General features: G+C 59.6%; 24 protein-coding genes. 14 read left to right on the forward strand and 10 right to left on the reverse strand.

All coding sequences use genetic code 11. The features are described 5' to 3' along the window. Nucleotides 1-156 precede the first annotated feature (156 nt). Both GCN78_RS01555 and GCN78_RS01560 read left to right on the forward strand, forming a co-directional pair. Complete coding sequence (locus GCN78_RS01555; RefSeq protein ID WP_152250112.1) at nucleotides 157-717, forward strand: outer membrane beta-barrel protein; 561 nt, start codon at nucleotides 157-159, stop codon at nucleotides 715-717. A 144-nt stretch (nucleotides 718-861) separates the two neighbouring features. Continuing rightward, a complete protein-coding gene (locus GCN78_RS01560; RefSeq protein WP_152250113.1) occupies nucleotides 862-1,227 on the forward strand; it encodes a ribonuclease E inhibitor RraB in 366 nt (121 codons plus the stop codon). Nucleotides 1,228-1,291: 64 nt separating this feature from the next. Here the strand turns inward: GCN78_RS01560 and GCN78_RS01565 are convergent, their stop codons facing one another. Together GCN78_RS01565 and GCN78_RS01570 are read right to left on the reverse strand one after the other, a co-directional pair. Next, nucleotides 1,292-2,614, reverse strand: a complete 1,323-nt coding sequence (locus GCN78_RS01565; protein WP_152250114.1) for a homoserine dehydrogenase — start codon at nucleotides 2,612-2,614, stop codon at nucleotides 1,292-1,294. Between the two features lie 74 nt (nucleotides 2,615-2,688). Beyond that, the gene (locus GCN78_RS01570; RefSeq protein WP_152250115.1) at nucleotides 2,689-3,918 is read right to left on the reverse strand and encodes a pyridoxal phosphate-dependent aminotransferase; all 1,230 of its coding nucleotides are present in this window, start codon (nucleotides 3,916-3,918) and stop codon (nucleotides 2,689-2,691) included. Nucleotides 3,919-4,342: 424 nt separating this feature from the next. On the opposite strand from GCN78_RS01570, the gene GCN78_RS01575 reads away from it, so the two are divergent. From GCN78_RS01575 to GCN78_RS01615, 9 genes are all read left to right on the forward strand, one after another. Then, entirely contained in the window at nucleotides 4,343-4,735 is a 393-nt protein-coding gene (locus tag GCN78_RS01575) for an Mth938-like domain-containing protein (protein WP_070260554.1), read from the forward strand. Continuing rightward, complete coding sequence (locus GCN78_RS01580; protein ID WP_152250116.1) at nucleotides 4,732-6,405, forward strand: glycosyltransferase family 39 protein; 1,674 nt, start codon at nucleotides 4,732-4,734, stop codon at nucleotides 6,403-6,405. The genes GCN78_RS01575 and GCN78_RS01580 overlap by 4 nt, the downstream gene beginning before the upstream one ends. A 210-nt stretch (nucleotides 6,406-6,615) precedes the next feature. Then, entirely contained in the window at nucleotides 6,616-7,752 is a 1,137-nt protein-coding gene (locus GCN78_RS01585; RefSeq protein ID WP_152250117.1) for a DegT/DnrJ/EryC1/StrS family aminotransferase, read from the forward strand. 11 nt (nucleotides 7,753-7,763) lie between these two features. Further along, nucleotides 7,764-8,759 (forward strand): glycosyltransferase, encoded by a 996-nt coding sequence (locus GCN78_RS01590; protein ID WP_152250118.1) that lies wholly within the window; start codon nucleotides 7,764-7,766, stop codon nucleotides 8,757-8,759. After that, nucleotides 8,759-9,676: a formyltransferase gene (locus tag GCN78_RS01595; RefSeq protein ID WP_152250119.1), complete on the forward strand. Its 918-nt coding sequence runs from the start codon at nucleotides 8,759-8,761 to the stop codon at nucleotides 9,674-9,676. The genes GCN78_RS01590 and GCN78_RS01595 overlap by 1 nt, the downstream gene beginning before the upstream one ends. A 21-nt stretch (nucleotides 9,677-9,697) precedes the next feature. Continuing rightward, entirely contained in the window at nucleotides 9,698-10,750 is a 1,053-nt protein-coding gene (locus GCN78_RS01600) for a bifunctional UDP-4-keto-pentose/UDP-xylose synthase (protein ID WP_070290550.1), read from the forward strand. Then, a complete protein-coding gene (locus tag GCN78_RS01605; RefSeq protein WP_152250120.1) occupies nucleotides 10,750-11,709 on the forward strand; it encodes a polysaccharide deacetylase family protein in 960 nt (319 codons plus the stop codon). The genes GCN78_RS01600 and GCN78_RS01605 overlap by 1 nt, the downstream gene beginning before the upstream one ends. A gap of 75 nt (nucleotides 11,710-11,784) precedes the next feature. Further along, nucleotides 11,785-12,255, forward strand: a complete 471-nt coding sequence (locus GCN78_RS01610) for a peroxiredoxin (RefSeq protein ID WP_034750445.1) — start codon at nucleotides 11,785-11,787, stop codon at nucleotides 12,253-12,255. A gap of 289 nt (nucleotides 12,256-12,544) precedes the next feature. After that, nucleotides 12,545-14,350 (forward strand): PhoH family protein, encoded by a 1,806-nt coding sequence (locus tag GCN78_RS01615; RefSeq protein WP_152250121.1) that lies wholly within the window; start codon nucleotides 12,545-12,547, stop codon nucleotides 14,348-14,350. A 184-nt stretch (nucleotides 14,351-14,534) separates the two neighbouring features. Here GCN78_RS01615 and GCN78_RS01620 read toward each other — a convergent pair whose 3' ends face one another. The 5 genes from GCN78_RS01620 to GCN78_RS01640 all read right to left on the reverse strand — a co-directional run bounded on the left by GCN78_RS01620 (nucleotide 14,535) and on the right by GCN78_RS01640 (nucleotide 18,393). After that, the gene (locus GCN78_RS01620; RefSeq protein WP_152250122.1) at nucleotides 14,535-15,551 is read right to left on the reverse strand and encodes a PoNe immunity protein domain-containing protein; all 1,017 of its coding nucleotides are present in this window, start codon (nucleotides 15,549-15,551) and stop codon (nucleotides 14,535-14,537) included. A gap of 3 nt (nucleotides 15,552-15,554) precedes the next feature. Further along, nucleotides 15,555-15,995 (reverse strand): hypothetical protein, encoded by a 441-nt coding sequence (locus GCN78_RS01625; RefSeq protein ID WP_152250123.1) that lies wholly within the window; start codon nucleotides 15,993-15,995, stop codon nucleotides 15,555-15,557. Between the two features lie 72 nt (nucleotides 15,996-16,067). Continuing rightward, nucleotides 16,068-17,045, reverse strand: coding sequence for a hypothetical protein (locus GCN78_RS01630; protein WP_152250124.1), 978 nt, complete (start codon nucleotides 17,043-17,045; stop codon nucleotides 16,068-16,070). Continuing rightward, nucleotides 17,042-18,127, reverse strand: a complete 1,086-nt coding sequence (locus GCN78_RS01635; protein ID WP_226939406.1) for a DUF2345 domain-containing protein — start codon at nucleotides 18,125-18,127, stop codon at nucleotides 17,042-17,044. The genes GCN78_RS01630 and GCN78_RS01635 overlap by 4 nt, the downstream gene beginning before the upstream one ends. Continuing rightward, nucleotides 18,082-18,393 carry a contractile injection system protein, VgrG/Pvc8 family gene (locus GCN78_RS01640; RefSeq protein ID WP_413465171.1) on the reverse strand — a complete coding sequence of 104 codons (312 nt, stop codon included), beginning with the start codon at nucleotides 18,391-18,393 and terminating at the stop codon, nucleotides 18,082-18,084. The genes GCN78_RS01635 and GCN78_RS01640 overlap by 46 nt, the downstream gene beginning before the upstream one ends. A 486-nt stretch (nucleotides 18,394-18,879) precedes the next feature. Between GCN78_RS01640 and GCN78_RS01645 the strand changes: the two genes are divergently transcribed. Then, nucleotides 18,880-19,554, forward strand: coding sequence for a site-2 protease family protein (locus GCN78_RS01645; RefSeq protein WP_152250126.1), 675 nt, complete (start codon nucleotides 18,880-18,882; stop codon nucleotides 19,552-19,554). Nucleotides 19,555-19,592: 38 nt separating this feature from the next. Here GCN78_RS01645 and GCN78_RS01650 read toward each other — a convergent pair whose 3' ends face one another. Then, entirely contained in the window at nucleotides 19,593-21,275 is a 1,683-nt protein-coding gene (locus GCN78_RS01650; protein WP_152250127.1) for a serine hydrolase, read from the reverse strand. A gap of 453 nt (nucleotides 21,276-21,728) precedes the next feature. Between GCN78_RS01650 and GCN78_RS01655 the strand changes: the two genes are divergently transcribed. Together GCN78_RS01655 and GCN78_RS01660 are read left to right on the forward strand one after the other, a co-directional pair. Further along, entirely contained in the window at nucleotides 21,729-22,670 is a 942-nt protein-coding gene (locus tag GCN78_RS01655; protein ID WP_152250128.1) for a bestrophin family protein, read from the forward strand. Nucleotides 22,671-22,752: 82 nt separating this feature from the next. After that, entirely contained in the window at nucleotides 22,753-22,953 is a 201-nt protein-coding gene (locus GCN78_RS01660) for a heavy-metal-associated domain-containing protein (protein ID WP_077407505.1), read from the forward strand. A gap of 52 nt (nucleotides 22,954-23,005) precedes the next feature. Here GCN78_RS01660 and GCN78_RS01665 read toward each other — a convergent pair whose 3' ends face one another. Both GCN78_RS01665 and cueR read right to left on the reverse strand, forming a co-directional pair. After that, nucleotides 23,006-23,728: a glutathione S-transferase gene (locus GCN78_RS01665; RefSeq protein WP_193316572.1), complete on the reverse strand. Its 723-nt coding sequence runs from the start codon at nucleotides 23,726-23,728 to the stop codon at nucleotides 23,006-23,008. A 21-nt stretch (nucleotides 23,729-23,749) separates the two neighbouring features. Continuing rightward, nucleotides 23,750-24,169: a Cu(I)-responsive transcriptional regulator gene (gene cueR, locus GCN78_RS01670; RefSeq protein WP_152250130.1), complete on the reverse strand. Its 420-nt coding sequence runs from the start codon at nucleotides 24,167-24,169 to the stop codon at nucleotides 23,750-23,752. Nucleotide 24,170 lies beyond the last annotated feature (1 nt).

Raw genomic sequence — 24,170 nt, forward strand, 5'->3', positions numbered from 1 at the left:
ATAGTCATTCGACACTAATCGTTGCTCAAAAACAACACGTAGTTTATTTCTAATATTTTTTAAATAATTGCCTTACATAAACATATTCATCCCTATACAATTCGGTTCCCATTAAGCGGCGAGACGGTCTCTCCGCATTAATTACCTAGGATTAATATGAAAAAGCAATTGTTTGCAGTAGTTGTAGGCGCCGCCCTGGCATTCCCATTGTTCGCTCAAGCAGAAGGCGCTTACATTGGCGCTAACGTTGGCCGTTCGGAATTGAAAATATCGGACGAAACAGGTTCGGTCAAGAAAAGCGACACCGGCTACAAAGCTTACGCTGGCTACGATTTCACGCAAAACTTCGGCGCAGAAGCCGGCTACGTCGACTTCGGCAAACTGACGCAAAACTTCGACGGCGGTAAACTGGAAGTAAAAAGCCATGCATTCTACGTCGCCGCCACCGGCACCCTGCCGCTGAACGAACAGTTCTCGCTGTTCGCCAAGGCTGGCGTTTCGCAAAACCGCACCAAAGCCACCTACAACGAATTGAATTTCAGCCAAAACGAATCGCAAAACAAGACCTCCGCCATGTTTGGCATCGGCGCTGCTTACCACTTCGACAAAAAACTGTCGCTGGTTGCAGAATATGAAAACTTCGGCAAGGTAGGTAACAACGATGGCACCAAAGTGAAAGCCGACCTGCTGTCGATCGGCCTGCGCTACAAGTTCTAATTCGCGCTTGCGTGAATGAATGTCCAGCCGATTTCATGGCGGATAAGAAAAACCGGCTGCACAGCCGGTTTTTTTATGGGCGCATGGCGCGCCACGGGCGCCAATGTTAAGATCTCGCCCTGAAATTGACTGAAAGATTCCGCCATGATGACCAAAGAAGACGTAAGCGAACTGTTCGCCAACATCGCCGAGAACGCGCCCTGGGACTTGACCCAGCCGCTGCTGTGGGGCTATTACTTCACCAACCCGACTTCCGAGCCGCTGGAGCAGGCCGCCACCGTGCTGGCGCTGCAGGGCTACCGCCCGGTGGAACTGTACCAGCCGGAACTCGACGATCCGGCGGCACCGCCCGTGTGGGTGCTGCACGTGGAAAAGGCCGAAGTGCATGGCGTCGACAGCCTGCACGCGCGCAATGGCGAACTGATGGCGTTTGCCCAGGAGAACCAGCTGGCCAGCTATGACGGCATGGACGTGGGCCCCGTCGGCGCGCCAGACGTGCCGCAGCATTAAGACAGTCATCGGATGAAAAAACGGCGCCCGCGGGCGCCGTTTTGCATGGATCGCTTGAAAACGCTCAGCTGAGGTTTTCCAGGCGGATCTTGGTGACCGTGCCCACCACGCTATTTAACGCTTCCATCTTCTCGATGGCGGCCGTGACGTTCTTTTCCTGCGTCTGGTGCGTCAGCATGATGATGTCCGTGTGCGTCTCGCCTTCGGCCGGCTCCTTTTGCAGCATGGCGTCGATCGAGATGCTGCGTTCGGCCAGGATGCGCGTCAGGTCGGCCAGCACGCCCGGCTGGTCGGCCACGTGCATGCGCAGGTAGTAGCTGGTGGTGATTTCCGACATCGGCAAGATCGCGATATCGGTCATCGCGTTCGGCTGGAACGCCAGGTGCGGCACGCGGTGCTCCGGGTCGGCCGTGGCCAGGCGCGTGATGTCGACCAGGTCGGCGATCACCGACGAGGCGGTCGGCTCGGCGCCCGCGCCGCGGCCCGAGTACAGGCTGGCGCCGACGGCGTCGCCATGCACCAGCACCGCGTTCATGGCGCCTTCCACGTTGGCGATCAGGCGCTTGGCCGGAATCAGGGTCGGATGCACGCGCAGCTCGATGCCTTCCACGCCATTGACGGTGGCGCGCTTGGTGATGCCCAGCAGCTTGATGCGGTAGCCCAGTTGCTCGGCGTAGCGGATGTCGACGGCATTGAGGTTGCTGATGCCTTCCACGTAGGCCTTGTCGAACTGCACCGGGATGCCGAAGGCGATGGCCGACATGATGGTGGCCTTGTGCGCGGCGTCGACGCCCTCGATGTCGAAGGTGGGGTCGGCTTCGGCATAGCCCAGTTCCTGCGCCTGTTTCAGCACGGTGGCGAAATCGAGGCCCTTGTCGCGCATCTCGGACAGGATGAAATTGGTGGTGCCGTTGATGATGCCGGCGATCCATTCGATGCGGTTGGCCGTCAAGCCTTCGCGCAGCGCCTTGATGATGGGAATGCCGCCGGCGACGGCCGCTTCGAAGGCCACCATCACGCCCTTGTCCTGGGCGGCGGCGAAGATTTCGTTGCCGTGCACGGCCAGCAGGGCCTTGTTGGCCGTGACCACGTGCTTGCCGTTGGCAATGGCCTGCATCACCAGGGTCTTCGACAGGTCGTAGCCGCCGATCAGTTCGACGACGATGTCGATCTCGGGATCGTTGACGATCAGGTGCGGGTCGTTGACGACCTTGCAGCCGCCGGCGACGAGCGCCTCGGCGCGCGCCACGTCGCGCACGGCGACGGCGACGACTTCAATGCCGCGGCCCGCGCGGCGCTTGATTTCTTCCTGGTTGCGTTTCAGGACGCTGAACGTGCCGTAACCGACATTGCCCAGGCCCAGCAGGCCGATCTTGATGGATTTCATAGTTGTGCTTGACTGCTCATAAGTGGCGCCTCCCTTGGGCGGCGCCAGGTTGATCGAGATTGCTGCTGGCTGCTTCAGCCCCTACCGTGACGCTTGCGATAGCCTTCGAGGAAGCGCGCAATGCGCCCCATGGCCTCGGTCAGGTCATCCGAGTTGGGCAGGAAGACGACACGGAAATGGTCGGGCGCGATCCAGTTGAAGCCCGTGCCCTGCACGATCAGGACCTTCGCTTCGGCCAGTAATTCATAGGCAAACTGCTGGTCGTCGGCGATCGGATAGATCTCCGGGTCCAGGCGCGGGAACATGTACAGCGCGGCCTTCGGCTTGACACAGGTGACGCCCGGAATATCGGTCAGCAGCTTGTGCGCCAGATCGCGCTGTTTCAACAGGCGCCCGCCGGGCCCCACCAGGTCTTGTATGCTCTGGTAGCCGCCAAGCGCCGTCTGGATGGCAAACTGCCCCGGCGCGTTGGCGCATAGCCGCATCGAGGCCAGCATGTTGAGGCCTTCGATGTAATCTTTTGCGTGGCGCTTTTCGCCCGAGACCACCATCCAGCCGGAACGGTAGCCGCAGGAGCGGTAATTCTTCGACAGGCCGTTCATGGTGATGAACAGCACGTCGTCGGCCAGCGAGGCGATCGACACGTGCTCGGCTTCGTCGTACAGCACCTTGTCGTAGATCTCGTCGGCGAAAATGATCAATTGGTGCTGGCGCGCCAGTTCGACGATCTGCAGCAGCACGTCCACCGGATACAGCGCGCCGGTGGGATTGTTCGGGTTGATGACGACGATGGCTTTCGTTTGCGGCGTGATCTTGCGGCGCATGTCCTCGATGTCGGGATACCACTCGTTGCGCTCGTCGCACACATAGTGCACCGGGTTGCCGCCCGACAGGCTGACGGCCGCCGTCCACAGCGGATAGTCGGGCGCCGGCACCAGCACCTCGTCGCCACTGTTGAGCAAGGCGTTCATCGACATGACGATCAGTTCGGAAGCGCCATTGCCCAGGTAAATATCATCGATGGTCACGCCGGCGATATTCTTGCCCTGCGTGTAGTGCATGACGGCCTTGCGCGGCGCGAACATGCCCTTCGAATCCGTATAGCCGGCCGCATTCTGCAGATTGAGCATCATGTCGCGCACGATCTCGTCGGGCGGATCGAAGCCGAATACGGCCAGATTGCCGATATTGAGCTTGGTGATCTTGTGGCCTTCTTCTTCCATTTGCCTGGATTTTTCCAGGACCGGGCCGCGGATGTCGTAGCAGACGTCCGCCAATTTATTCGATTTCTGAATCGGTCGCAAAATAAATCCCTGTCGTGATGCGGCGCGGTGAGCAGAACTTGCAGCATGATCGCCGCGCCAGAACTATGAACCCGTGAAACTGCGATGCGAAAGACTGCAAGGCGAAAACAATCATTCTCGCCGAAAACAGGCCATTTTATCAAATTAAACATGGCGAACCTCAGCATTTGACGCCGATTCTGCCACGCTGGCGCATCGCGACGACAATCCGGCGGGCGCCCTCTTCATCTTCCCTTAATATTGCAGCATTACCATGGCGCGGGCAGGCATCCCCACTGTGGCGCTGAACATTGCAAATTGGAAAGGATGTTGCTTTTCAGTCGCTCTTTTCTGTCATTTATGGCATGCTTACGCCCTTGGGCCCGGCACGCAATGTGGCCGCGCGCGCACCGATCAACCGACACGACCAGCCCCCGATATCGCCATGAAACTCCATGCCAGCAGCACCCAACAATACCAGACTGTCACCGGCTATGACGAAAACGGCGTCGAGATCAATGCCCAGCCGTACAACTACAGCCTGATCGTCATGCCGGAAATGCCGCCACGGGCGTGGGAAGTGGACAGTTTCGAACAATTGAACGAGGCGCATTTCGCGCAAATCCTGGCCGATGCGCCCGACGTGGTCATCCTCGGCACGGGCGAGCGCCAGCGCTTCGTGCATCCGAAGCTGACGGCCGCGCTGACCATGCGCCGCATCGGCGTCGAATGCATGGATAGCCAGGCCGCCTGCCGCACCTACAATATCCTCATGGGCGAAGGCCGCAAGGTCACCCTGGCCCTGATCCTGGCCCCGGCCGCAGGCAAGGCCGCATGAAAATCAACGTCAACGAACTGCACGCTTCCCGGGTGCTGATGTGGTCCCTGCTGGGCATCTTCATCGTCGTCACCCTGTATGCGCTGGGCGTACGCACCCTGGTACCGCCCGACGAAGGCCGCTACGCCGAGATGGCGCGCGAAATGTTCGTCACGGGCGACTGGATCACGACGCGCCTGAACGGCATCAAGTACTTTGAAAAACCGCCGCTGCAAACGTGGATGAATGCGCTGACCTTTGCCGCCTTCGGCCTGGGCGAATGGCAGGCCCGCCTGTGGACCGGCCTGTGCGGCATCATCGGCGTGTGCATGACGGCTTACGCGGGCAAGAAAGTATTCGGCCCGCGCGTGGGCCTGTATGCGGGCCTGGTGCTGGCGTCGAGCCTGTTCTGGCTCGCTTCCGGCCAGATCAATTCGCTGGACATGGGCCTGTCGGGCATGATGACACTCACCCTGGGCAGCCTGCTGATCGCCCAGCGCGACGAGGCCACGGCACGGGAACGGCGCAACTGGATGCTGGCCTGCTGGGCCGCCATGGCGCTGGCCGTGCTGGCCAAGGGCCTGATCGGCATCGTGCTGCCGGGCGCCGTGCTGGTGCTGTATTCGCTGTGCGCGCGCGACTGGCGCATCTGGACCCGTCTGCACCTGGTCAAGGGCTTGCTGCTGTTCTTTGCCATCGCCACGCCATGGTTCGTGCTGGTCGCCCTGCGCAATCCGGAACAGCCGCATTTCTTCTTCATCCACGAGCATTTCCAGCGCTTCCTGATGAAGGGCCACAAGCGCGAAGGCGCCTGGTACTACTTCCTGGTGCTGCTCGTTCCCGGCATGCTGCCATGGATAGGCGTGCTGCCGCAAAGCATCGCCGCCGCCTTCCGGCGCCAGGAAGGCGCCTTCCAGCCCCGCTTGATGCTGCTGGTCTGGGCCGTCTTCATTTTCTTCTTCTTCAGCTATTCGACCTCGAAGCTGCCTGGCTATATCGTGCCCATCTTCCCGGCGCTGGCCCTGCTGGTGGCGCTGTACCTGGAATCGGCCTCGCGCCGCCAGCGCCTGTTCGCCGCCGGCCTGCTGTGCGTGCTGGGCGCGGCCATCCTGATCGGCGGACCGATCGCCTTCGGCAAGGCCAGCGCACGCGACGCGCAAGCCTTGATCGCCCTGAAGGGCTACCAGCCCTGGCTGATGGCGGCCGGCTTCTTCGCCCTGGCCGGCGGCGCCCTGGCCTTGCTGCATGCGCGCCAGTTGCGCCGCGACATGACGGTGCTGACCATCGCCGGCGCCGGCTTCCTGGCCACGCACTGCATCCTGGCCGGCTCGGAACTGTATGGCCAGAACCGCGCAGGCACCGACATGCTGCCGCAGATCCAGGCCGAACTGACGGCCGACACCAAGCTCTATTCGGTCGGCATCTACGAACAGTCGCTGACGTATTATCTGCAGCGGCCCGTGATCCTCGTCGATTACTGGGATGAATTCACATTTGGTCTGAAACAGCAGCCCGAACTGTCCATCCCGAACATCGAGCCTTTCATCACGCAGTGGACGAACGATGCCAACGCCGGCGTGCCCGACATGGCCATTATCAGCCTGAACCGTTACAAGGAATTGCAGGAGCGTGGCGTGCCCATGCGTGTGATTGCCGCAGATGCGCGCCGCATGGTCATTGCCAACAAATAAATGTTTAACCGGGGCGCGAGGCAGCATGGATCGCGCCCCCCCCCGGCTGGCCAGCCCCGCTCCCGTATCAGCAGGATTTTTCACCGCTGAAGAGGCTGCGCCGCCATACTGACGATATAAAATAGCCATGCCTGCCGGCCGCTTTTCACCGCACGGCAGCCTCGGCGACGCCGATACCCTGACACCATACAGATCCAAGAACCGCGCCCCATGACCTCTACCCTGCCCTTTTTGCCCTTTTCCAAACCCACCATCGACGAAGCGACCATCGCCGCCGTCGGCGAAGTGCTGCGCTCGGGCTGGATCACCAGCGGCCCGAAAGTACAGGCCTTCGAAGCCCAGCTGTCCGAATATTTCGGCGGGCGCCCCGTGCGCACCTTCAATTCGGGCACGTGCACCATGGAAATCGCGCTGCGCATCGCTGGCATCGGTCCCGGCGACGAAGTCATCACCACGCCCGTGTCGTGGGTGGCGACGGCCAACGTCATCATCGAAGTGGGCGCCACGCCCGTGTTCGCCGACATCGATCCCGTCACGCGCAATATCGACCTCGACAAGCTGGAAGCGGCCATCACCCCGCGTACCAAAGCCATCATTCCCGTCTACCTGTCCGGCTTGCCCGTCGACATGGATCGCCTGTACGCGATCGCTGAAAAGTACAATTTAAGGGTCGTGGAAGACGCGGCGCAAGCGTTCGGCTCGACCTGGAAGGGCAAGCGCATCGGTTCCTTTGGCGATTTCGTCTCGTTCAGCTTCCAGGCCAACAAGAACATCACCACGGGCGAAGGCGGCTGCCTCGTCCTGAACAACCTGGAAGAAGCAAAACTGGCCGAAAAATACCGGCTGCAGGGCGTCACGCGCAGCGGCGTCGACGGCATCGACGTCGACGTGCTGGGCGGCAAATACAACATGAGCGACATCATGGCCGCCATCGGCCTGGGCCAGTTCGCCAATATCGACGCCATCACGGCTCACCGCCGCGCGCTGGCACGCCACTATTTCGCGCAATTCGGCAGCGACTTCGAAGCGCTGAGCGGCGCCCAGCTGCCCGTGCAGGACTTTGAAAACAGCAACTGGCATTTGTTCCAGATCATCCTGCCCGACAATGGCCCCGGCACGCGCGCCGCCTTCATGCAGGCGATGGCGCAGCAGAACGTGGGAACGGGCTATCATTACGCACCGATCCACCTGTTTACCATGTACCGCGAACGCGGCTTTACGGAAGGCATGTTCCCCGTCTCGGAAAAGATCGGCCGCCTGACCGTGACCTTGCCGATGTTCTACGCCATGACAACACAGGACGTGGAACGCGCCGTCGCCACCGTCAAATCCATTCTCATCAAATGAGCAGCGCGCCGATGAAACCTGAACTGTCTATTATCATTCCAATCTACAACGAGCAGGATGGCCTGGCCAGCCTGTTCGCCCGCCTGTATCCGGCCCTCGACGCCTTGCAGACGAGCTACGAAGTCATCTTCATCAACGATGGCAGCCGCGACAATTCGGTGCCCATCCTGGCGGAACAGTTCCGCCAGCGCCCCGACGTCACGCGCGTGATCTTGTTCAACGGCAATTACGGCCAGCACATGGCCATCCTGGCCGGCTTTGAAGCGTCGCGCGGGCAAATCATGGTCACGCTCGACGCCGACCTGCAGAATCCGCCCGAGGAAATTGGCAACCTGGTGGCGAAGATGCGCGAAGGCTACGATTACGTGGGCTCGATCCGGCGCAAGCGGCAAGATTCCGCCTGGCGCACGCTGGCCTCGAAGATGATGAACCGCCTGCGCGAAAAAATCACGAATATCAAGATCACGGACCAGGGCAACATGCTGCGCGCGTATGGCCGCAACGTGATCGACCTGGTCAACCAGTGCGCCGAAGTCAACACCTTCGTGCCCGCTCTGGCCTACACGTTTGCCCGCAAGCCCACGGAAATTACCGTCGAGCACGAGGAGCGCTCGGCCGGCGAATCGAAATACTCGCTGTACAGCCTGATCCGCCTCAATTTCGACCTGGTCACGGGCTTTTCGCTGATTCCCCTGCAAATCTTTTCCATGCTGGGCATGCTGCTGTCCTTCAGTTCGGCCGTGCTGGTGATCTATTTGCTGTCGCGTCGCTTCTTGTTCGGCGCCGAGGCGCAGGGCGTGTTCACCCTGTTCGCCATCGCCTTCTTCCTGATGGGCGTGATCCTGTTCGGCATCGGCCTGGTGGGCGAATACGTGGGACGCATCTTCCAGCAGGTGCGCGCCCGTCCCCGCTACGTGGTGCAAACCATCTTGCAGGACGGCATGACCCAGGCGGAAGCCGAGGCGCCATCGTATGTGCGCCTGGAAAAACGCCAGGTGAGCCGCTGATGGGCGCGCCACGCGCCGTCGTCTTCGGCTACCACAATGTGGGCGTGCGCTGCATCAAGGTGCTGCTGGCCGGCGGCGTCGATATCGCCCTCGTCGTCACGCACGAAGACAGCCCCACGGAAAACCTGTGGTTCGAATCCGTCGCCAGCCTGTGCCAGGCCGAAGGCATCCCGTACATCACGCCATCGGACGCGCGCGCGCCCGAACTGCTGGCGCAGGTGCGGGCGGCGGCACCGGACATGCTGTTCAGCTTTTACTATCGCCACATGCTGCCCGCCAGCATCCTGGAAGTCGCGCCCGCCTACAATATGCACGGCTCGCTGCTGCCGCAGTTCCGCGGCCGCGCGCCAGTCAACTGGGCCGTGCTGCATGGCGCCACGGAGACGGGCGCCACCCTGCATGAAATGACGGTCAAGCCGGACGCGGGCGCCATCGTGGCGCAAACGGCCGTGCCCATCCTGCCCGACGACACGGCCTTCGAAGTCTTCGGCAAGGTCACCGTGGCGGCGGAACAGACGCTGTGGGGCGTGCTGCCGGCCTTGCTGGACGGCACGGCGCCGCGCCATCTCAACGATTTGCGCCAGGGCGGCTACTTTGGCGGACGTACGCCCGAAGACGGCAGGATCGACTGGAAGTTACCCGCGCAGCAGGTCTACAACCTGCACCGGGCCGTCGCGCCCCCCTATCCCGGCGCCTTCACCGAAGTCAACAATGTCATTTACACCATCGAAAGAGCCCGTTTGAGCAAGCTTTCCGCAGGAAGTTTGCCACCGGGCTTGGCGGTAGTGGATAATTGCATCTTTGGCGTCTGCGGAGACGGCCGCATGCTGGCCATTTCCGCGCTGAGGGCTGCCGGGGAGCCGATTTCGGCTCAGCAATTGCAAGCAAGTCTGACCGCCCGCGTCAGCACACACTGATATCACTCAAGAGAATCTCACATGAAAAAAGTCCTCATCTTAGGCGTCAACGGCTTCATCGGCCACCACCTGTCCAAGCGCATCCTGGAAACCACCGACTGGCATGTCTACGGCATGGACATGAACACGGACCGCATCACGGAATTGCTGGAAGATGACAACTACAAGTCGCGCATGCACTTCTTTGAAGGCGACATCACGATCAACAAGGAATGGGTCGAATACCACGTCAAGAAATGCGACGTGATCCTGCCGCTGGTGGCCATCGCCACGCCGTCGACCTATGTCAAGCAGCCGCTGCGCGTGTTCGAACTGGACTTCGAAGCCAACCTGCCGATCGTGCGCTCGGCCGCCAAGTACGGCAAGCACCTGGTCTTCCCGTCGACCTCGGAAGTGTATGGCATGTGCCATGACGAGGAATTCGATCCGGAAAACTCGGAACTGATCTGCGGCCCGATCAACAAGCCGCGCTGGATCTATTCGAACGCCAAGCAATTGATGGACCGCGTGATCTGGGGCTACGGCATGGAAGGCTTGAACTTCACGCTGTTCCGTCCGTTCAACTGGATCGGCGCCGGCCTGGACTCGATCCACACGCCGAAAGAAGGTTCCTCGCGGGTGGTGACGCAATTCTTTGGCCACATCGTGCGCGGCGAGAACATCTCGCTGGTCGACGGCGGCGCGCAGAAACGCGCGTTCACCTACATCGACGACGGCATCGATGCGCTGATCCGCATCATCGCCAACAAGAACGGCATCGCCAGCGGCAAGATCTACAACATTGGCAATCCGACCAATAACTATTCGATCCGCGACCTGGCCGGCATGATGCTGACCCTGGCCGCCGAATACCCGGAATACGCCGAAGGCGCGAAACACGTGAAAATCGTGGAAACGACCTCGGGTGCCTACTACGGCGCCGGCTACCAGGACGTGCAAAACCGCGTGCCGAAAATCACGAACACCTGCGAAGAGCTGGGCTGGGCGCCGACCACCACCATGGCCGATTCCCTGCGCAACATTTTCGACGCCTACCGCAGCCAGGTAGCCCAAGCCAAAGCACTGATGGATTAATGTTGAGCAAGCCGTTCCTGACCCTGAAAATCGACGTCGATACCTATCGCGGCACCCGTGAAGGCATGGGCAATCTGGTGCGCATGCTGACGGCGCACCAGGCCAAGGCCACCTTTCTGTTTTCGCTGGGCCCCGACCATACGGGCTGGGCCCTGCGACGCGCCTTGAAGCCCGGCTTTTTCAGCAAGGTGTCGCGCACTTCGGTGGTCGAGCACTACGGCTTGAAAACATTGATGTACGGCACCTTGCTGCCGGGACCCGATATCGGCAAGCAATGCGCGGCGCAATTGCGCGCCGTGCGCGATGCCGGTTTCGAGTGCGGCATCCACACCTGGGATCACACCCTGTGGCAAGACAACGTGGCCAAGCGCAACGCCGCCTGGACCATCACCATGATGCGCAAGGCCGCCAACCGCTACGAACAGGTGTTTGGCACCAAGCCGCACACGCACGGCGCGGCCGGCTGGCAAATGAATGTCAGCGCCTTTGTCGAGCACGACACGGCCGGCTACCGCTTTGCCTCCGATGGCCGCGCCATGCTCGACGCGCGCGGCGCCATGCTGCATCCGAGCAATGGCCCGCATCGCGTGCGCAACGGCAACACCATCCTGCAATGCGTGCAACTGCCCACCACCCTGCCCACCCTGGACGAGCTGCTGGGCTGCGAAATCGACGGCAAACTGATCACCACCGGCAATGTTGCCGCGCATATCCTGTCGCTGACGGCGGACAATCCGCGCGACCACGTATATACCTTGCATGCGGAACTTGAAGGACAGAAACTCGCCCCCATTTTCGAACAATTGCTGGCTGGCTGGAAAGCCCAGGGCTACCAGTTTGCTGCGATGGGCGATTATTATGAAAAGATAAAAAATACGGACTTGCCCGTTTGTCCCGTTACCTGGGATGAATTGCCCGGGCGTTCGGGGCGCCTGATTGTGCAGGGCAAAGCGGCCTGAATGCTGTATTGTTGCACCTGGATGCGTTGCCAGATTAAAAAACAGCGCTGATGATCACCGTTCAGGAGAGAACCTGTGGCTGATAGCCAATCCCTCGTTAGCATACCCGACTTTAGCGCCGCCATGACCAGCGGCAAGACCTTTCAGTTGCTGGGCCGTCCGGCCAAGGCCACGGTGCTGTTTTTCTATCCGAAGGACAACACCCCAGGCTGCACCACGGAAAACATCGCCTTCCGCGATGCGTATCCGCAATTCGTCGCTGCCGGCGTGGAAATCTACGGCATCAGCCGCGATTCCCTGCGCTCGCACGAAAGTTTCAAAGCCAAGCTGGAACTGCCATTCGAACTCATTTCCGACCCGGACGAAGCCGTTTGCCTGCTGTTTAACGTCATGAAGATGAAACAGATGTACGGCAAGACCGTGCGTGGCGTCGAGCGCAGTACGTTTGTGATTGACGCCCAGGGCCGATTGGTGAAAGAATGGAGAGGCGTGAAGGTCGCAACTCACGTGGAAGAAGTGCTGGAATTCGTAGCGCATCTGAATTGATCGTCCATTTTGATCCAATGCGCGTTGCCGGCTTCCAGCGAGCTTAGTTCAACCGCAGTTCAGTTCACGGTACCTATCGCCATTTTGAGTCAACGAAGCACCTCCATCCACTCCGCCAGGCGGGCCTGCAGCCCGCCGATGGCGTCCATGACCGGCCATGCTGCCGGCCTTCCGGCAGTTATTCGTCCTGTAGCATTGTTGTCCCCCCGCATCCACCCCATGAGAAGTGCCGCCAGAAGCTGGCTGCCCATGGGCGATTCATTCCAGAAATTTTTTGATTGAGATCCTGATGCCACTGCCAAAATTACCGAGCAAGCCAGCCACCATCCTGGCCACCCAAGATTACCCAACCGCAGGCGCGGCGCGCCCGGCCACCAAAACCCCGGCAGCCAAGAAAGTGGCTGCACCGATCATTGAAGCGGCGATCGCCGAAGTTGCCAAGCCGGTCCGCAATGCGGCCACGAAGATCAAGCAAGTCGCGGCCCTGATGGTCGCCAAGCCGGCACAGGCGCCGGCCCCGGCGCCGGTGGCCGCTGCGCCCGCCCCTGCCGCGAAAGCCAGGCCGGCGGCAAAAGGCAAGGTCACGCCGATCAAGCCCGTCAAGCAGGCCGAGCAGCCGCATCCGGCCAAGCACAAGCCTGTGGAAGTGCAGCTCAAGTCGTCCGCCAGCCGCGCCGCCGACCAGCGCGGCATCAGCAAGCTGTTCGTGCTCGACACGAACGTGCTGATGCACGATCCATCGTCGCTGTTCCGCTTCGAGGAACACGATGTGTACCTGCCGATGATGACGCTGGAAGAGCTGGACAACCATAAAAAGGGCATGACGGAAGTGGCGCGCAATGCGCGCCAAGTTTCGCGCACCCTCGACGCCCTGATCAGCAACACGGATGACGACGCCATCGAGCACGGCATCCTGCTGTCCAAGCTGGGCAACAAGGATGCCAAGGGCCGCCTGTTCTTCCAGACGCGCCTGCAAAGCGCCGACCTGCCGGCTGGCTTGCCAGTGGGCAAGGCGGACAACCAGATCCTGGCCGTCGTGCGCTCGCTCGAGTCGGAACAGGAAGGCCGTCCCGTCGTGCTGGTGTCGAAAGACATCAACATGCGCATCAAGGCGCGCGCCCTGGGCTTGCCGGCCGAAGATTACTTCAATGACCATGTACTGGAAGACACGGACTTGCTGTATTCGGGCATCGTGCAATTGCCGGACGACTTCTGGAACAAGCACGGCAAGGACATGGAATCCTGGCAGGAAAGCAAGAACGGCTACAGCTCCACCTTCTACCGCGTGACGGGCCCGTTCATTCCATCGCTGCTGGTCAACCAGTTCATCTACCTGGAACCGAAAAACGGCGAAACGCCATTCTACGGCCAGGTGAAACAGATCAACGGCAAGACGGCCGTGCTGCAAACCCTGCGCGACTTCAGCCACACGAAGAACAATGTGTGGGGCGTGACGGCCCGCAACCGCGAGCAGAACTTCGCGCTGAACTTGCTGATGAACCCGGAATGCGACTTCGTCACCCTGCTGGGCCAGGCCGGCACCGGCAAGACCCTGCTGGCCCTGGCCGCCGGCCTGGCGCAAGTGCTGGAAACCAAGCTCTACAACGAAATCATCGTGACCCGCGTGACGGTGCCGGTGGGCGAAGACATCGGTTTCCTGCCAGGCACGGAAGAGGAAAAGATGTCGCCATGGATGGGCGCCTTCGACGACAACCTGGAAGTGCTGAACAAGTCCGATTCGGACGGCGGCGAATGGGGCCGTGCGGCAACGCAAGACCTGATCCGCTCGCGCATCAAGATCAAGTCGCTCAACTTCATGCGCGGCCGCACCTTCGTCAACAAGTTCCTCATCATCGATGAAGCGCAAAACCTGACGCCGAAACAAGTCAAGACCCTGGTCACGCGCGCCGGTCCCGGCACGAAGATCCTGTGCCTGGGCAACATCGCGCAGATCGACACGCCGTACCTGACGGAGGGCTCGAGCGGCCTGACCTACGTGGTCGACCGCTTCAAGGGCTGGACCCACAGCGGCCACGTCACCCTGGCGCGCGGCGAGCGCTCGCGCCTGGCCGATCACGCCAGCGAAGTGCTGTAAGCTCCAAAGGGCGGCGCGAGCTGCCCATTCATTCGAAAGCCCCGGCTGCAGCGATGCAGGCGGGGCTTTTTTACGTTTGCAGCGCCTGGCGGCTGCCCCGCAGGGTCATGCGTCCCGCGCAGTGGACTATCTCCAGGATTTCAAGCGATGCTTTTCTATACTCGACAATAGACACGCCACACAATCATTGTTCGGTAAATCGCCAGACGGTCAATCCATAGCGCGAGCCCAGATTTTCCATTTCCTCGTGCTGTTGATAACGACGCAGTTCCGGCACCACATCCAGCGCCTGCCATAACCCGGTCTTGGGGCAGGGCTCGCCAGCCTTGGCGCGGAGCTCGCTGGGCGCCATTGGGTCGGTGCCCTCGGGTGCGTAATCCTTCCTTGCCTGCCTGGCAAAATCGACCAAATCCTTGGGATAGAACTGCGCGCTGGCATAACTGCTGTCGTCGATGTCGAGCAGAAAGGTGATGGCTGCGGCTTCCCAGGACCAATAGCCCCAGAAGGAAATATCCCGCGTATGCGCATCGTAATAAGGCTCGCGCCGGCTGGCGTGATACCAATCTTCCAAATACTCGGCCATCAAGGCAGGACGATCTTTTTCCGATGCTGAAAAAATTTTCAGCGTCTTAAAATAAGGCAGATGTCGCACGCAATCATTCAACGAAACAGATCGATTTTCCGAGTAATAACTTAATATTCTTTCAATCATCCCATCTTTTTCGTGATTATTAAAATCTATAATTTTAATTAACCTCTCCACCAAACTACCCCAGCCCAAAAGTATGGCGAAGCAAAGCATTCTATTTACTTTGTCATATTCCTTTCCTGGCAATGCAAAATGAGGAAACCCACGATCATTTTCATTTTTCTGGCTATTATCATATTCCTCATTGTATTTGGCATATAATTCCCAACACTCCAATGCCTCTGGATAGCGTGATCGAATTTCATTCACACTATGTCCAGCACTGTACATATTTGCGATATTATTGACAACATTCCATGCCTGCTCTTGGGTAGCCACCATGAAATTATATAATGGTATTTTTTTTAATTTTTCCTCTGGCTGTCCAAAAGCCTTTCTTAATTTCTCAAGACAGGTGATGGTTCCTACGAAATTTTCCTCATAAATATCATAGGCCAATAAATTTTCCCTCTTTTTTTTTGAAAAATCATCAGAACTTAATATCGCGTTCATTCATCACCTCTTTATGATATTGTTTGGCAAGTCAAGGATTATTTGCACATGATGTTCAGCACCCTTTGATTTTTTATGCAAACTTAGTTGCCGTCCTGTAATAAGAGATATCCAACGTTTATATGGCGCTAAAATTTCAGGATCTATTGCAGCGTCTATTCTGTAATTTGATATTATTGATTTTGCTTTTCTTCCAGACTCAGTCAAGTTCTCACCCACTATCGCTTGAGCTATCCACTCATGGCTCATCTGCGTAGCCAACTTCGTTTTTTTATTGGCCTTATTTAACCCGCTTCTTACTTCACCTGTCTTTCCTGATCGATCTATTTTAACAATCTTATTCGCGTGTTCATCACGCCCCTCATTGTTGAAAATATCAGGCTTTCCATTTTTTACCGGATGGGCTGCCTCATTTTCCCGCAATGCTTGAAATTTCTCCTGCATCTCTGCCGGCAGGGCCGCAATTAAAGTAAAGGAATCAAAAATACTTGATTTAGTCTCACCAACAATAAATGGCTACCTAATATTCAAAGGATTTGTCCATAGATGATCCAAACCATGATGCGGCATGCTATGTTCCTCGGTCAATCGCCCTCCATTATTCACCTTGAGATGTTTCCCCTTAATGTGATAATCGGTTATATGTTCCGCAGGCACCCCGCTACGCCAATTTTTCTTTTTCTCGCCTTTTTTCTTGGTATTAACCTTGGTGGTATTCGGCGTGGCCTTGTTTTCCTTCGCGTCCTTGTTTTTCTTCGCCAGCAGTTTCTTGTCGGCCCCTGCGGCGGCCTTTCCTTCTTTCTTGGCAACGGTCGTGGCCAGGTCCTGTCCCTCTTGCCGCACGACCTTGCCCGAGGTAGCCCCTAGCGCCGCCGTGGTGTGGGGAAGTTCATTTCCCATCATCTTCGCGTGCACTTTTTTCAGCTCGGCAAACGCATCGTCGATCATGCGCGGTCCCTGCTTCTGCAATGCCTTGAGTTCGCCGATGAGCTGCCTGATTTCCGGGCCGCCGGCCATGGCTTTGATCACCCAGCTGTCGATGCCGTCGATAAAGGTCCCGATGGCACTGTTGAACAGGCCTTTGCTATCCTTGCTCAGCGCGCCCCAATCGATCTTGCGCATGAATTTTTCAACGTTGCCGCGCAAAGTGGGCGACACCGCTTCAAGCACGCGGCCGAAATGGCTGCCTTGCTTCATGAGTTTGAAGCCCACTTTCAGACTGTCGCCCACTGCCGGCACGCAGCCGACCAAGGTGATCACCAGTTCCACCCAGCCGCCCACCGCCGCCGGCGACCTGGAAATCTGGATCACGCCAAGGATCAGATCGCGCGCATCCATAGCCTGGCCGACGCCCGGAATCACACCGAGGATGCCTGTGACGATGATGTGCGATGGCGAGGACCCTGCACCTGTCACCAGTTCGGCCAGCCAGCCGCCGATACCGTCGTCGGCTTCGCGCAAAGCGCGTCCGGCTGGCGAAACGATATTACTCATGCCTGACCCTCGCCATTGTCGTGCCGTTCACGATAATTTTTTTCAGCTTCCCTGTCTTCAGGCGTCTCTTCATCGGCATAGCGGTAATCGTCATAGTGGAAATCGTATTCCAGCGTGGTGCTCCCCGCGCCGGGCGGTCGCTCAGCGGCCATTTCGGCTAATTCGTCCGGAAAATAGTTATCTTTATAATATGCATCTTCCTGCGCCAGATACTTTTCGAAGACGGCTTGCGCCTCTTCATCGGTACGCGGTTTGGCGCCGATCACCCGATTGGTTTTTTGTTTCTTGCGTGGTTCCGCGTCCCGTTCATCCTCGCCGTACAGCACCACCGCACCGCTGTTCGGAATATCGTCCAGGCGAGCAAAGCCGTGCGCATCCAGCTTGCCTTCCAGCGTGACGCCATTGGCAAACAGGAGCGTGTACGGTGCGCCAACCATGGGTTGCAGATCGTCCCAGCGGTAATTCAGTTCCAGGAAATTTTTGGCCTGGCCGGCCTGCGGCAAATAGGGCAGCTTCGCTGTGCTGCTCGCCGGCCCCGTCAACTCCTTCATGCTGGCCTTGAACTCCATCTTGCCCGGCCCGTGGATCTCGATATTGCCGCCTTCGAGCTTGATGTAGGTGCCCTGCACCGTCATCAACACGTGTTGCTTGGCCGCGATGGCGACGCTTTTGGCGGTGCTCGTCACAGTTATCGCCTTGTCGGCGGTCAGGCGCGTTTCGCCGGACTGGCTCTGGCTGCTGACCTTTCCACTGGCGGCATGCAGCCTGATGCCGGTTTCCTGGTTCGGCTTGCCGGCGTCGCTGGCCTTGCCGTAGGTGAACAGGCTGATGCCGGACTGTACAGCGTAGAAATAGTTGCCTTGCGCGCCAAAATTGATGTCCTGACCCGCGACGATGCTGGCGGTATTTCCGGCGTTGAAGATGGCATGGGCTGGCGTGGTGGCGGCGATGCCGGCCGGGCTGGACAGTTGCAACAGCCGCGCGCTGTAGGCGATGGGCTGGGCCTCGCTGCTGCTGTCGCTGGTCTTGAGCGCGTCTATGCGGTGCCGCATTTGCTGCAGCGCTGGCAAGGCGTCCGGCACCGGTTCGGCCTGCCCATGCTCATCCTGCCGAGGGACGGGCTGCTGGCGTCGCCCGTATGCTCAAAATAGTAAAACAGGCCCTCTTCCAGCATCAGCCGTTCGGCAAACGCCAGGTCGCTTTCCTGGTACTGGGTGGTCAGGCTGCGTGGTGAATACACGGCGCGCTCGGCGATATCAAAGCGCCATGCGGGTGCCAGCTTGCCTTGACCTTGGTACGCGGCAAAGAGCGCGTCGAGGATATCGCACACGGTCATGTCCTGGAACACGCGGCTATCCCGGCCGCGCGCCAGGAACGCTGTCCACGGTTGCACCACCCAGCGAAATCGAGGCATCGGTGGATAGGGCCGCTATCTGAAACGTGAATCCTTGGCTGAGCCCTTCCTCGCCGCGCACGCATTCGGCCAGCAAGTGGTTCTCGCCTAGTGGCGTGCTCAACCGCAGCAATCTGGTGGCTTGCGTGAAACCCGCACGCGGCGAAGCGAGCATCGGATACTCCCAATAGGCGGTCTCCCGCTCGAAAATTAGTAGATATGCATTTTTGCAAAAGACATTACACCTCAGAATTATTTTTCTAGCAAGAGTGATTCGATTGAAATCCGCGCCGCCAGGCGGAATCGTCCGGCGCGCCCGCGCAGGGGATGAAACGGCCATCGGTCGACAAATACCATCGGACTTTGCACTGCCCTGCGGGGCAGGGGCTTTCCTGGCGCTATGTTCTAATATCAGATCCTGACCATCCCAACTTTCCTGCAATGCCTACCGCACTTCATCTGCCGCTCGCCGCCTCCCTCTTCATGCTCATCCACATTTCCGTCATGGCCATCTGCGCCAGGCTGTTCGGCATCACGGTGCGCAGCGTCAGCTACGGCGTGGGGCCGACCTTGCTGGCGTTGGGAAAAGTGAAGATCAAGCTGCTGCCCCTGGCCGGCGGCGTGGCGCTGAAAGATACGCGTGAAGAAGAACTGTATGACGACGATCCCTGCCTCGATGCCTACAACTTCCAGCCGCTGTGGAAGCAGGTGCTGCTGCCGTTGAGCGGCGTGGCCGTGTTGCTGGCCTTGTCGCTGGGCATCATGGGAGCCTCAGGCTGGGCCAGCTTTGGCGCCGCCTTCGGAGAAATCATCCGCGGTGCGCTGGCACCGCTGTCGACGGCGCAGGAATTGCTGGGCAATGGAGAGGCGTTTGCCCGTACACACGGCTTTGCGCTCGTGTTCGCCCTGTTCTCATTGAAACTGTGCGCCTTCAACCTGCTGCCGTTTGCCGGCTTGAACGGGGGACAGACGCTGCTGGCCATCGCGCGTGGCGGCAAGCCCTTTGTGGCGTGGGAAGAGACGGCGGCGAAGTGGCTGTTGCTGCCGGGACTGGCGGTCTTGCTGGCGTGGGTGGCGGCGTTCGGCTGGCATGGCTGGCAAGCCATGTCGGCGTAGGCCGGCTTGGCGCTTGCGCGCCGGCCGGCCTGCACACATCAGTTCACCCTTCTGGCCGGCATGTCCTGCCCTTCCTGGCGCAATATCAGCTGCTCGGTCTTGCCGCTGGCACCCTTGCTGAAACGTACTTCCGCATCGACTTCATTTGAAAAGAAAGCCGTATCGCTCATCGGCAACATGGCCAGCTTGCGGAAGCCCGTCACCTGGGCAAAGAACTTGTCGCCTTCGCGCGTCACGTCCAGATAGACTTCGGGCGCCAGCGCGTACCTGCCCACATAGGCATCGAATTGCGCCGTCGTCATGGCGACCACCGTACGCGCCGGCTTGGCGGCGCTGGCGCGCTCGTGCACCGTCTTCGATTCACCGCCATCATTGAGGATCAGCTGCGCCTCGCCCTTCGGTCCCCGCTCGAATTCGGCAGTGGTGAGCGTATTTTCAATCAGGAAGCCATTGGGCGAGTACGCCAGCATGCGCTGTGCCGGACGGCCCGTGCGTTGCAGCAGCAAGTTGCCCTCGAAGTTACGGATCGTATAGCCAGCCTTGTCGTTGATGGCATACACGCCCGCGTAGGCGTCAAGGATGGCGGGCTTGAGCGTGATGACCTTGACCTCGGGATAGGGCCGGCCGACGGCGACGGCAGCCGCCTTGCGCGCCACCACATCGGGATCGACCAGGCCCGTATCCGCGTTTTCCAACACGGCCACATACACTTTTTCTTTCGGCAAACGCATCGCATACGTGGCAAAGCCATTGATCCCGCCGCCATGGTGGATGACGGGCGTGTTTTGCCACTTGCCCAGCATCCAGCCATAGCCGTAGCGGGTGACCTTGCCGTCGTTCAGCTTGGCCTGGTTGAATGCCTGTTGCCAGGTGTCCGCCTTGAGCAGCTTGCCGTCGGAGATGGCCGCGTCCCAGCGCGCCAGGTCGTCCACGGTGGAAACGAGCGCGCCGGCCGCATACGGCTGCGTCATGCTCAAGGGCAGGTTCGGCGCATAGGCCTCGCCCGAACGGATATGCCCGGCCGCCCGCTTGGCCGGCCGGCGCTCGTGGCCTTCATACGCCGTGTCGTTCATGCCCAGCGGCACAAAGATCTGCTGTTCCATGAAATTGGCATACGGCTGGCCCGCAGCCTTTTCGATGATGGCGCCCAGCAGGAAATAGCCGGAGCTGCTGTAGCGCCATTGCGTGCCCGGTTCAAAATCGAGCGGATCGTTCTTGAAGAAATCGATCATCTGCGCCACACTCAGGTCTTTGGTGCTGTTCGGCACGAATTCAGGCTTGACCGTGTAGTCGTGGATGCCGGACGTGTGCGCGAGCAACTGCTCGATCGTGATTTTCTTGCCGTGGGTCGGATAGTCGGGCAGAAACTTCGTGATGTCATCGGTGATGGCCAGCTTGCCCTGGTCGGCCAGCAGCAGGATGGCGACGGCCGTGAATTGCTTGGAAATCGAGCCCAGGCGCAGCGACATGTCGGGCGTCAGCGGCGTGCCTTCCTGCACGCTGGCCAGGCCATACGCCTTGCGCAGCAGCGGCTGGCCATCCTTGACGACGATGACGACGGCGCCCGGTTCCGTGGGCTTGTAATAGGGAGCGATGCTGGCATCGATCTGCGCGGCCAGCGCCTGCTGCCGCTGGCTTAGTGGAGCGGGTTCGCCGGCCCAGCCGGCAGGGGCTTGCAACAGGATCAAGGTGGCGAGACAGATGCTGGAGACTTTAAACATGCGGATCACTTTCACAGGAAGGATAAACAAGCGTGGTCGCTCCCCTGGCGGCGGCTAGCGGGATGACATGTTTTGCTTTAGGAAATATTTCCAAATAGCTCATTCAGCCTAACAGACGCGACGTGAGTAAATCTATCCATTTGTCACATGAACAATGCATGCTGGCCCAACGCTGTGCATTTCGGAAAAGCATGTTGTCATATGAATTTATATTACAAATGAAATATTCATTCATGAAATGAATAATACCCATTATCACTGTGAATTGGCTGGAAACGGACCGGCGGCCTATACTCAAGCCGTCTCCCCTACACTGTTTCCCATGCACACCCAGCTCAGCCCGCACACTCCGCGGGCTTTTTGTTCCCGGCCATTGCCACTCCGTCTTTCCCCTCTTACCCATCACCGGGCGCGCGTTTCACCGCCAGCCCAGCCCCCGGCAGGGAGCGCGATATGATCGTGCGCGAGCGTCCTTCGGCGCTAAGGCTCTTTCTGGTGGTGCGCGGCTCCGTCCTGCCGCGCATCCGCACCACGCTCATCGTCAATACCGTGATCGCCACCCTCGTCACCTGGTGCCACGGCACCCTGTTCGACCACAAGGTGATCCTCACCACCATTCCGTTTACCCTGATCGGCTTGCCCTTGGCTATCTTCCTGGGCTTTCGCAACACGGCCGCCTACGACCGCTACTGGGAAGCGCGCAAGCTGTGGGGCGAACTGGTCTTGCGCAGCCGTAATTTCTCGCGCCAGTGCCAGACGATGATACGCAGCGACACGCCGGCCCACGCGAGGCTGGGCCTGGACGATGTGCGCGTGCGCATGATTTACCGCACCATCGCCTTTTGCCACGCGTTGCGCCACCAACTGCGCGACACGCGCGGACCGGCCGACTTGCAGCCGCTGCTGCGCCCTGCCGAATGGGAGGCGGCCTGCAAGGCGGCGAACCCGTCCGACTACCTGATGCTGCAGATGGGCCACGACCTGGCCGACTGCATCCGGCAGGGCCGCATCGACAGCATCCTGGCCACGCAGATCGATAACACGGTCTCGGCCATGGTGGCGGCAGGCGCTTCGTGCGAACGCATCCGCAGCACGCCGATTCCCTTCTCGTACTCGCTGCTGCTGCACCGCACGGCTTATCTGTACTGTTTCCTGCTGCCCTTCGGTCTCGTCGATTCGCTCGGCTTCATGACGCCGTTCGTCGTCGCCATCGTCGCCTATACCTTCTTTGGCCTCGATGCCCTGGGCGACGAGATCGAGGAACCGTTCGGCGAAGATGCCAACGACTTGCCGCTGTCGGCCATGTGCCGCGCCATCGAAATCAGCTTGCGCGAATCCGTGCAGGATGAGAACGTGCCGCCGCCCATGCAAGCTGTCGATTTCCTGCTGAATTGATCCGCACGGCAGCTTTCCCCTTGACCTTACCATCGGGGGAAGGCTTACAGTGGAAGCACTTAATCATTCAAGGAGTGCTTGCATGTATCAGTTACAAGTTGAAAACATGAGCTGCGGCCATTGCGTCGGCTCGGTCACGAAAGCGGTGCAAGGCGTCGATCCGCAAGCCCAGGTGCAGATCGACCTGGCCAGCAAGCGCGTCACGGTGGAATCGCCCGCCGAACTGGGCGCCATCAGCGCGGCCATCGTGGAAGCGGGCTACCCCGTGACCAGCGCGCAGTAACAGCAGCAACAGCAGCAACAAGACAGTCGGCCCTTGCGCCGGCTGTTTTTATTTACCCGTCCAGCTCGGGATAGTGGCGAAAGATGCCTTCCTCATTGAAGGCGATTCTGCGCTTCGAGCGCAGGTAGCGGGCGATGTTCGGGCGCACCGCCACGGCATCGTGCAAGTCAAACAGGGCGGGATACCGGGGCGCCAGGCGCGCCATGGCTTGCGGAAACGCGTAACGCAAGCCCGCCAGCATCTGGAACAGCGACAGGTCGCCATACGTGAGTCTTGCACCCAGCAGATACTGGCCCCGGCTGTTCAGCAAGACTTGGTTAAAGTAATCGAGGAATTTGGGCAAACGTGTTGCGCGGAAATCGACGCTGCGCAGCATGGCCGCCTGCTGTTGCTCTTCATAATATTGGTTCACCGACAGCGGATGGTGCGTGTCATGTACTTCCGTGAGCCAGTCCGACATCGTCAGCTGCAGCTGGTTCAGCCACAGGCGCCCGCTTTCCGCGCGCGGCGCCAGGCCCAGGCGCCGGCCCAGGTACAGCAGGATATTGCTCGTCTGGCCGATCAGCACATCGCCATCGCGCAGCACGGGCGGCGCGTAGGCGGCGTGTGGCGTGCTGTCGCCATCAAGGCAGGCCAGCATGGCCGGCATGCCCTGCCCCTTGCGCTCGGGCAAGCGGGCGATATCGCGATAATCGGCGCCCGCCTCTTCCAGCGCCAGGCGGATGAATTCTCCACGTCCCTGTATCGTGGGCCAGTAGTACAGTTCATAGACCATACACACCTCCGTTGATTTACCTCAATGGCAACAGGCTTTCGCTTCCGTGTCACCGGCCAGCCCCAGGCTTTGCAGGATGGGGCAATCGGGCCTGTCGTCGCCGTGGCACGATTGCGCCAGGTGGGCCAGGGTATCGCGCATTTCCGTCAGTTCGGCGATGCGCTTGTTGAGCTCGTCGACGTGCGCCAGGGCGATGCCTTTCACGTCCGCGCTGGCGCGCTGGTCGTTTTGCCACAGCGACAGCAGTTCGCGGATCTGTTCCAGCGAAAAACCCAGCCCCCGCCCGCGTTTAATGAAACGCAAGGCGTGCAAGTCGTTCGGCGTGTAGATGCGGTAACCGGCGTCGCTGCGCGCGCTGGGTTTTAACAGGGCAATACTTTCGTAGTAGCGTATCATTTTTGCCGATACGCCCGTCTCGCTTGCCGCCTGGCCGATATTCATC

It is taken from the genome of Janthinobacterium rivuli (genome assembly GCF_009208735.1).
Taxonomy (GTDB): domain Bacteria; phylum Pseudomonadota; class Gammaproteobacteria; order Burkholderiales; family Burkholderiaceae_D; genus Janthinobacterium.

Coding starts and splice junctions, on each gene's coding strand:
- GCN78_RS01555 (WP_152250112.1), top strand. CDS start 157: ATGAAAAAGCAATTGTTTGCAGTAGTTGTAGGCGCCGCCCTGGCATTC.
- GCN78_RS01560 (WP_152250113.1), top strand. CDS start 862: ATGATGACCAAAGAAGACGTAAGCGAACTGTTCGCCAACATCGCCGAG.
- GCN78_RS01565 (WP_152250114.1), bottom strand. CDS start 2,614: ATGAAATCCATCAAGATCGGCCTGCTGGGCCTGGGCAATGTCGGTTAC.
- GCN78_RS01575 (WP_070260554.1), top strand. CDS start 4,343: ATGAAACTCCATGCCAGCAGCACCCAACAATACCAGACTGTCACCGGC.
- GCN78_RS01580 (WP_152250116.1), top strand. CDS start 4,732: ATGAAAATCAACGTCAACGAACTGCACGCTTCCCGGGTGCTGATGTGG.
- GCN78_RS01585 (WP_152250117.1), top strand. CDS start 6,616: ATGACCTCTACCCTGCCCTTTTTGCCCTTTTCCAAACCCACCATCGAC.
- GCN78_RS01590 (WP_152250118.1), top strand. CDS start 7,764: ATGAAACCTGAACTGTCTATTATCATTCCAATCTACAACGAGCAGGAT.
- GCN78_RS01595 (WP_152250119.1), top strand. CDS start 8,759: ATGGGCGCGCCACGCGCCGTCGTCTTCGGCTACCACAATGTGGGCGTG.
- GCN78_RS01600 (WP_070290550.1), top strand. CDS start 9,698: ATGAAAAAAGTCCTCATCTTAGGCGTCAACGGCTTCATCGGCCACCAC.
- GCN78_RS01605 (WP_152250120.1), top strand. CDS start 10,750: ATGTTGAGCAAGCCGTTCCTGACCCTGAAAATCGACGTCGATACCTAT.
- GCN78_RS01615 (WP_152250121.1), top strand. CDS start 12,545: ATGCCACTGCCAAAATTACCGAGCAAGCCAGCCACCATCCTGGCCACC.
- GCN78_RS01620 (WP_152250122.1), bottom strand. CDS start 15,551: ATGAACGCGATATTAAGTTCTGATGATTTTTCAAAAAAAAAGAGGGAA.
- GCN78_RS01625 (WP_152250123.1), bottom strand. CDS start 15,995: ATGCAGGAGAAATTTCAAGCATTGCGGGAAAATGAGGCAGCCCATCCG.
- GCN78_RS01630 (WP_152250124.1), bottom strand. CDS start 17,045: ATGAGTAATATCGTTTCGCCAGCCGGACGCGCTTTGCGCGAAGCCGAC.
- GCN78_RS01645 (WP_152250126.1), top strand. CDS start 18,880: ATGCCTACCGCACTTCATCTGCCGCTCGCCGCCTCCCTCTTCATGCTC.
- GCN78_RS01650 (WP_152250127.1), bottom strand. CDS start 21,275: ATGTTTAAAGTCTCCAGCATCTGTCTCGCCACCTTGATCCTGTTGCAA.
- GCN78_RS01655 (WP_152250128.1), top strand. CDS start 21,729: ATGATCGTGCGCGAGCGTCCTTCGGCGCTAAGGCTCTTTCTGGTGGTG.
- GCN78_RS01660 (WP_077407505.1), top strand. CDS start 22,753: ATGTATCAGTTACAAGTTGAAAACATGAGCTGCGGCCATTGCGTCGGC.
- GCN78_RS01665 (WP_193316572.1), bottom strand. CDS start 23,728: ATGGTCTATGAACTGTACTACTGGCCCACGATACAGGGACGTGGAGAA.
- cueR (WP_152250130.1), bottom strand. CDS start 24,169: ATGAATATCGGCCAGGCGGCAAGCGAGACGGGCGTATCGGCAAAAATG.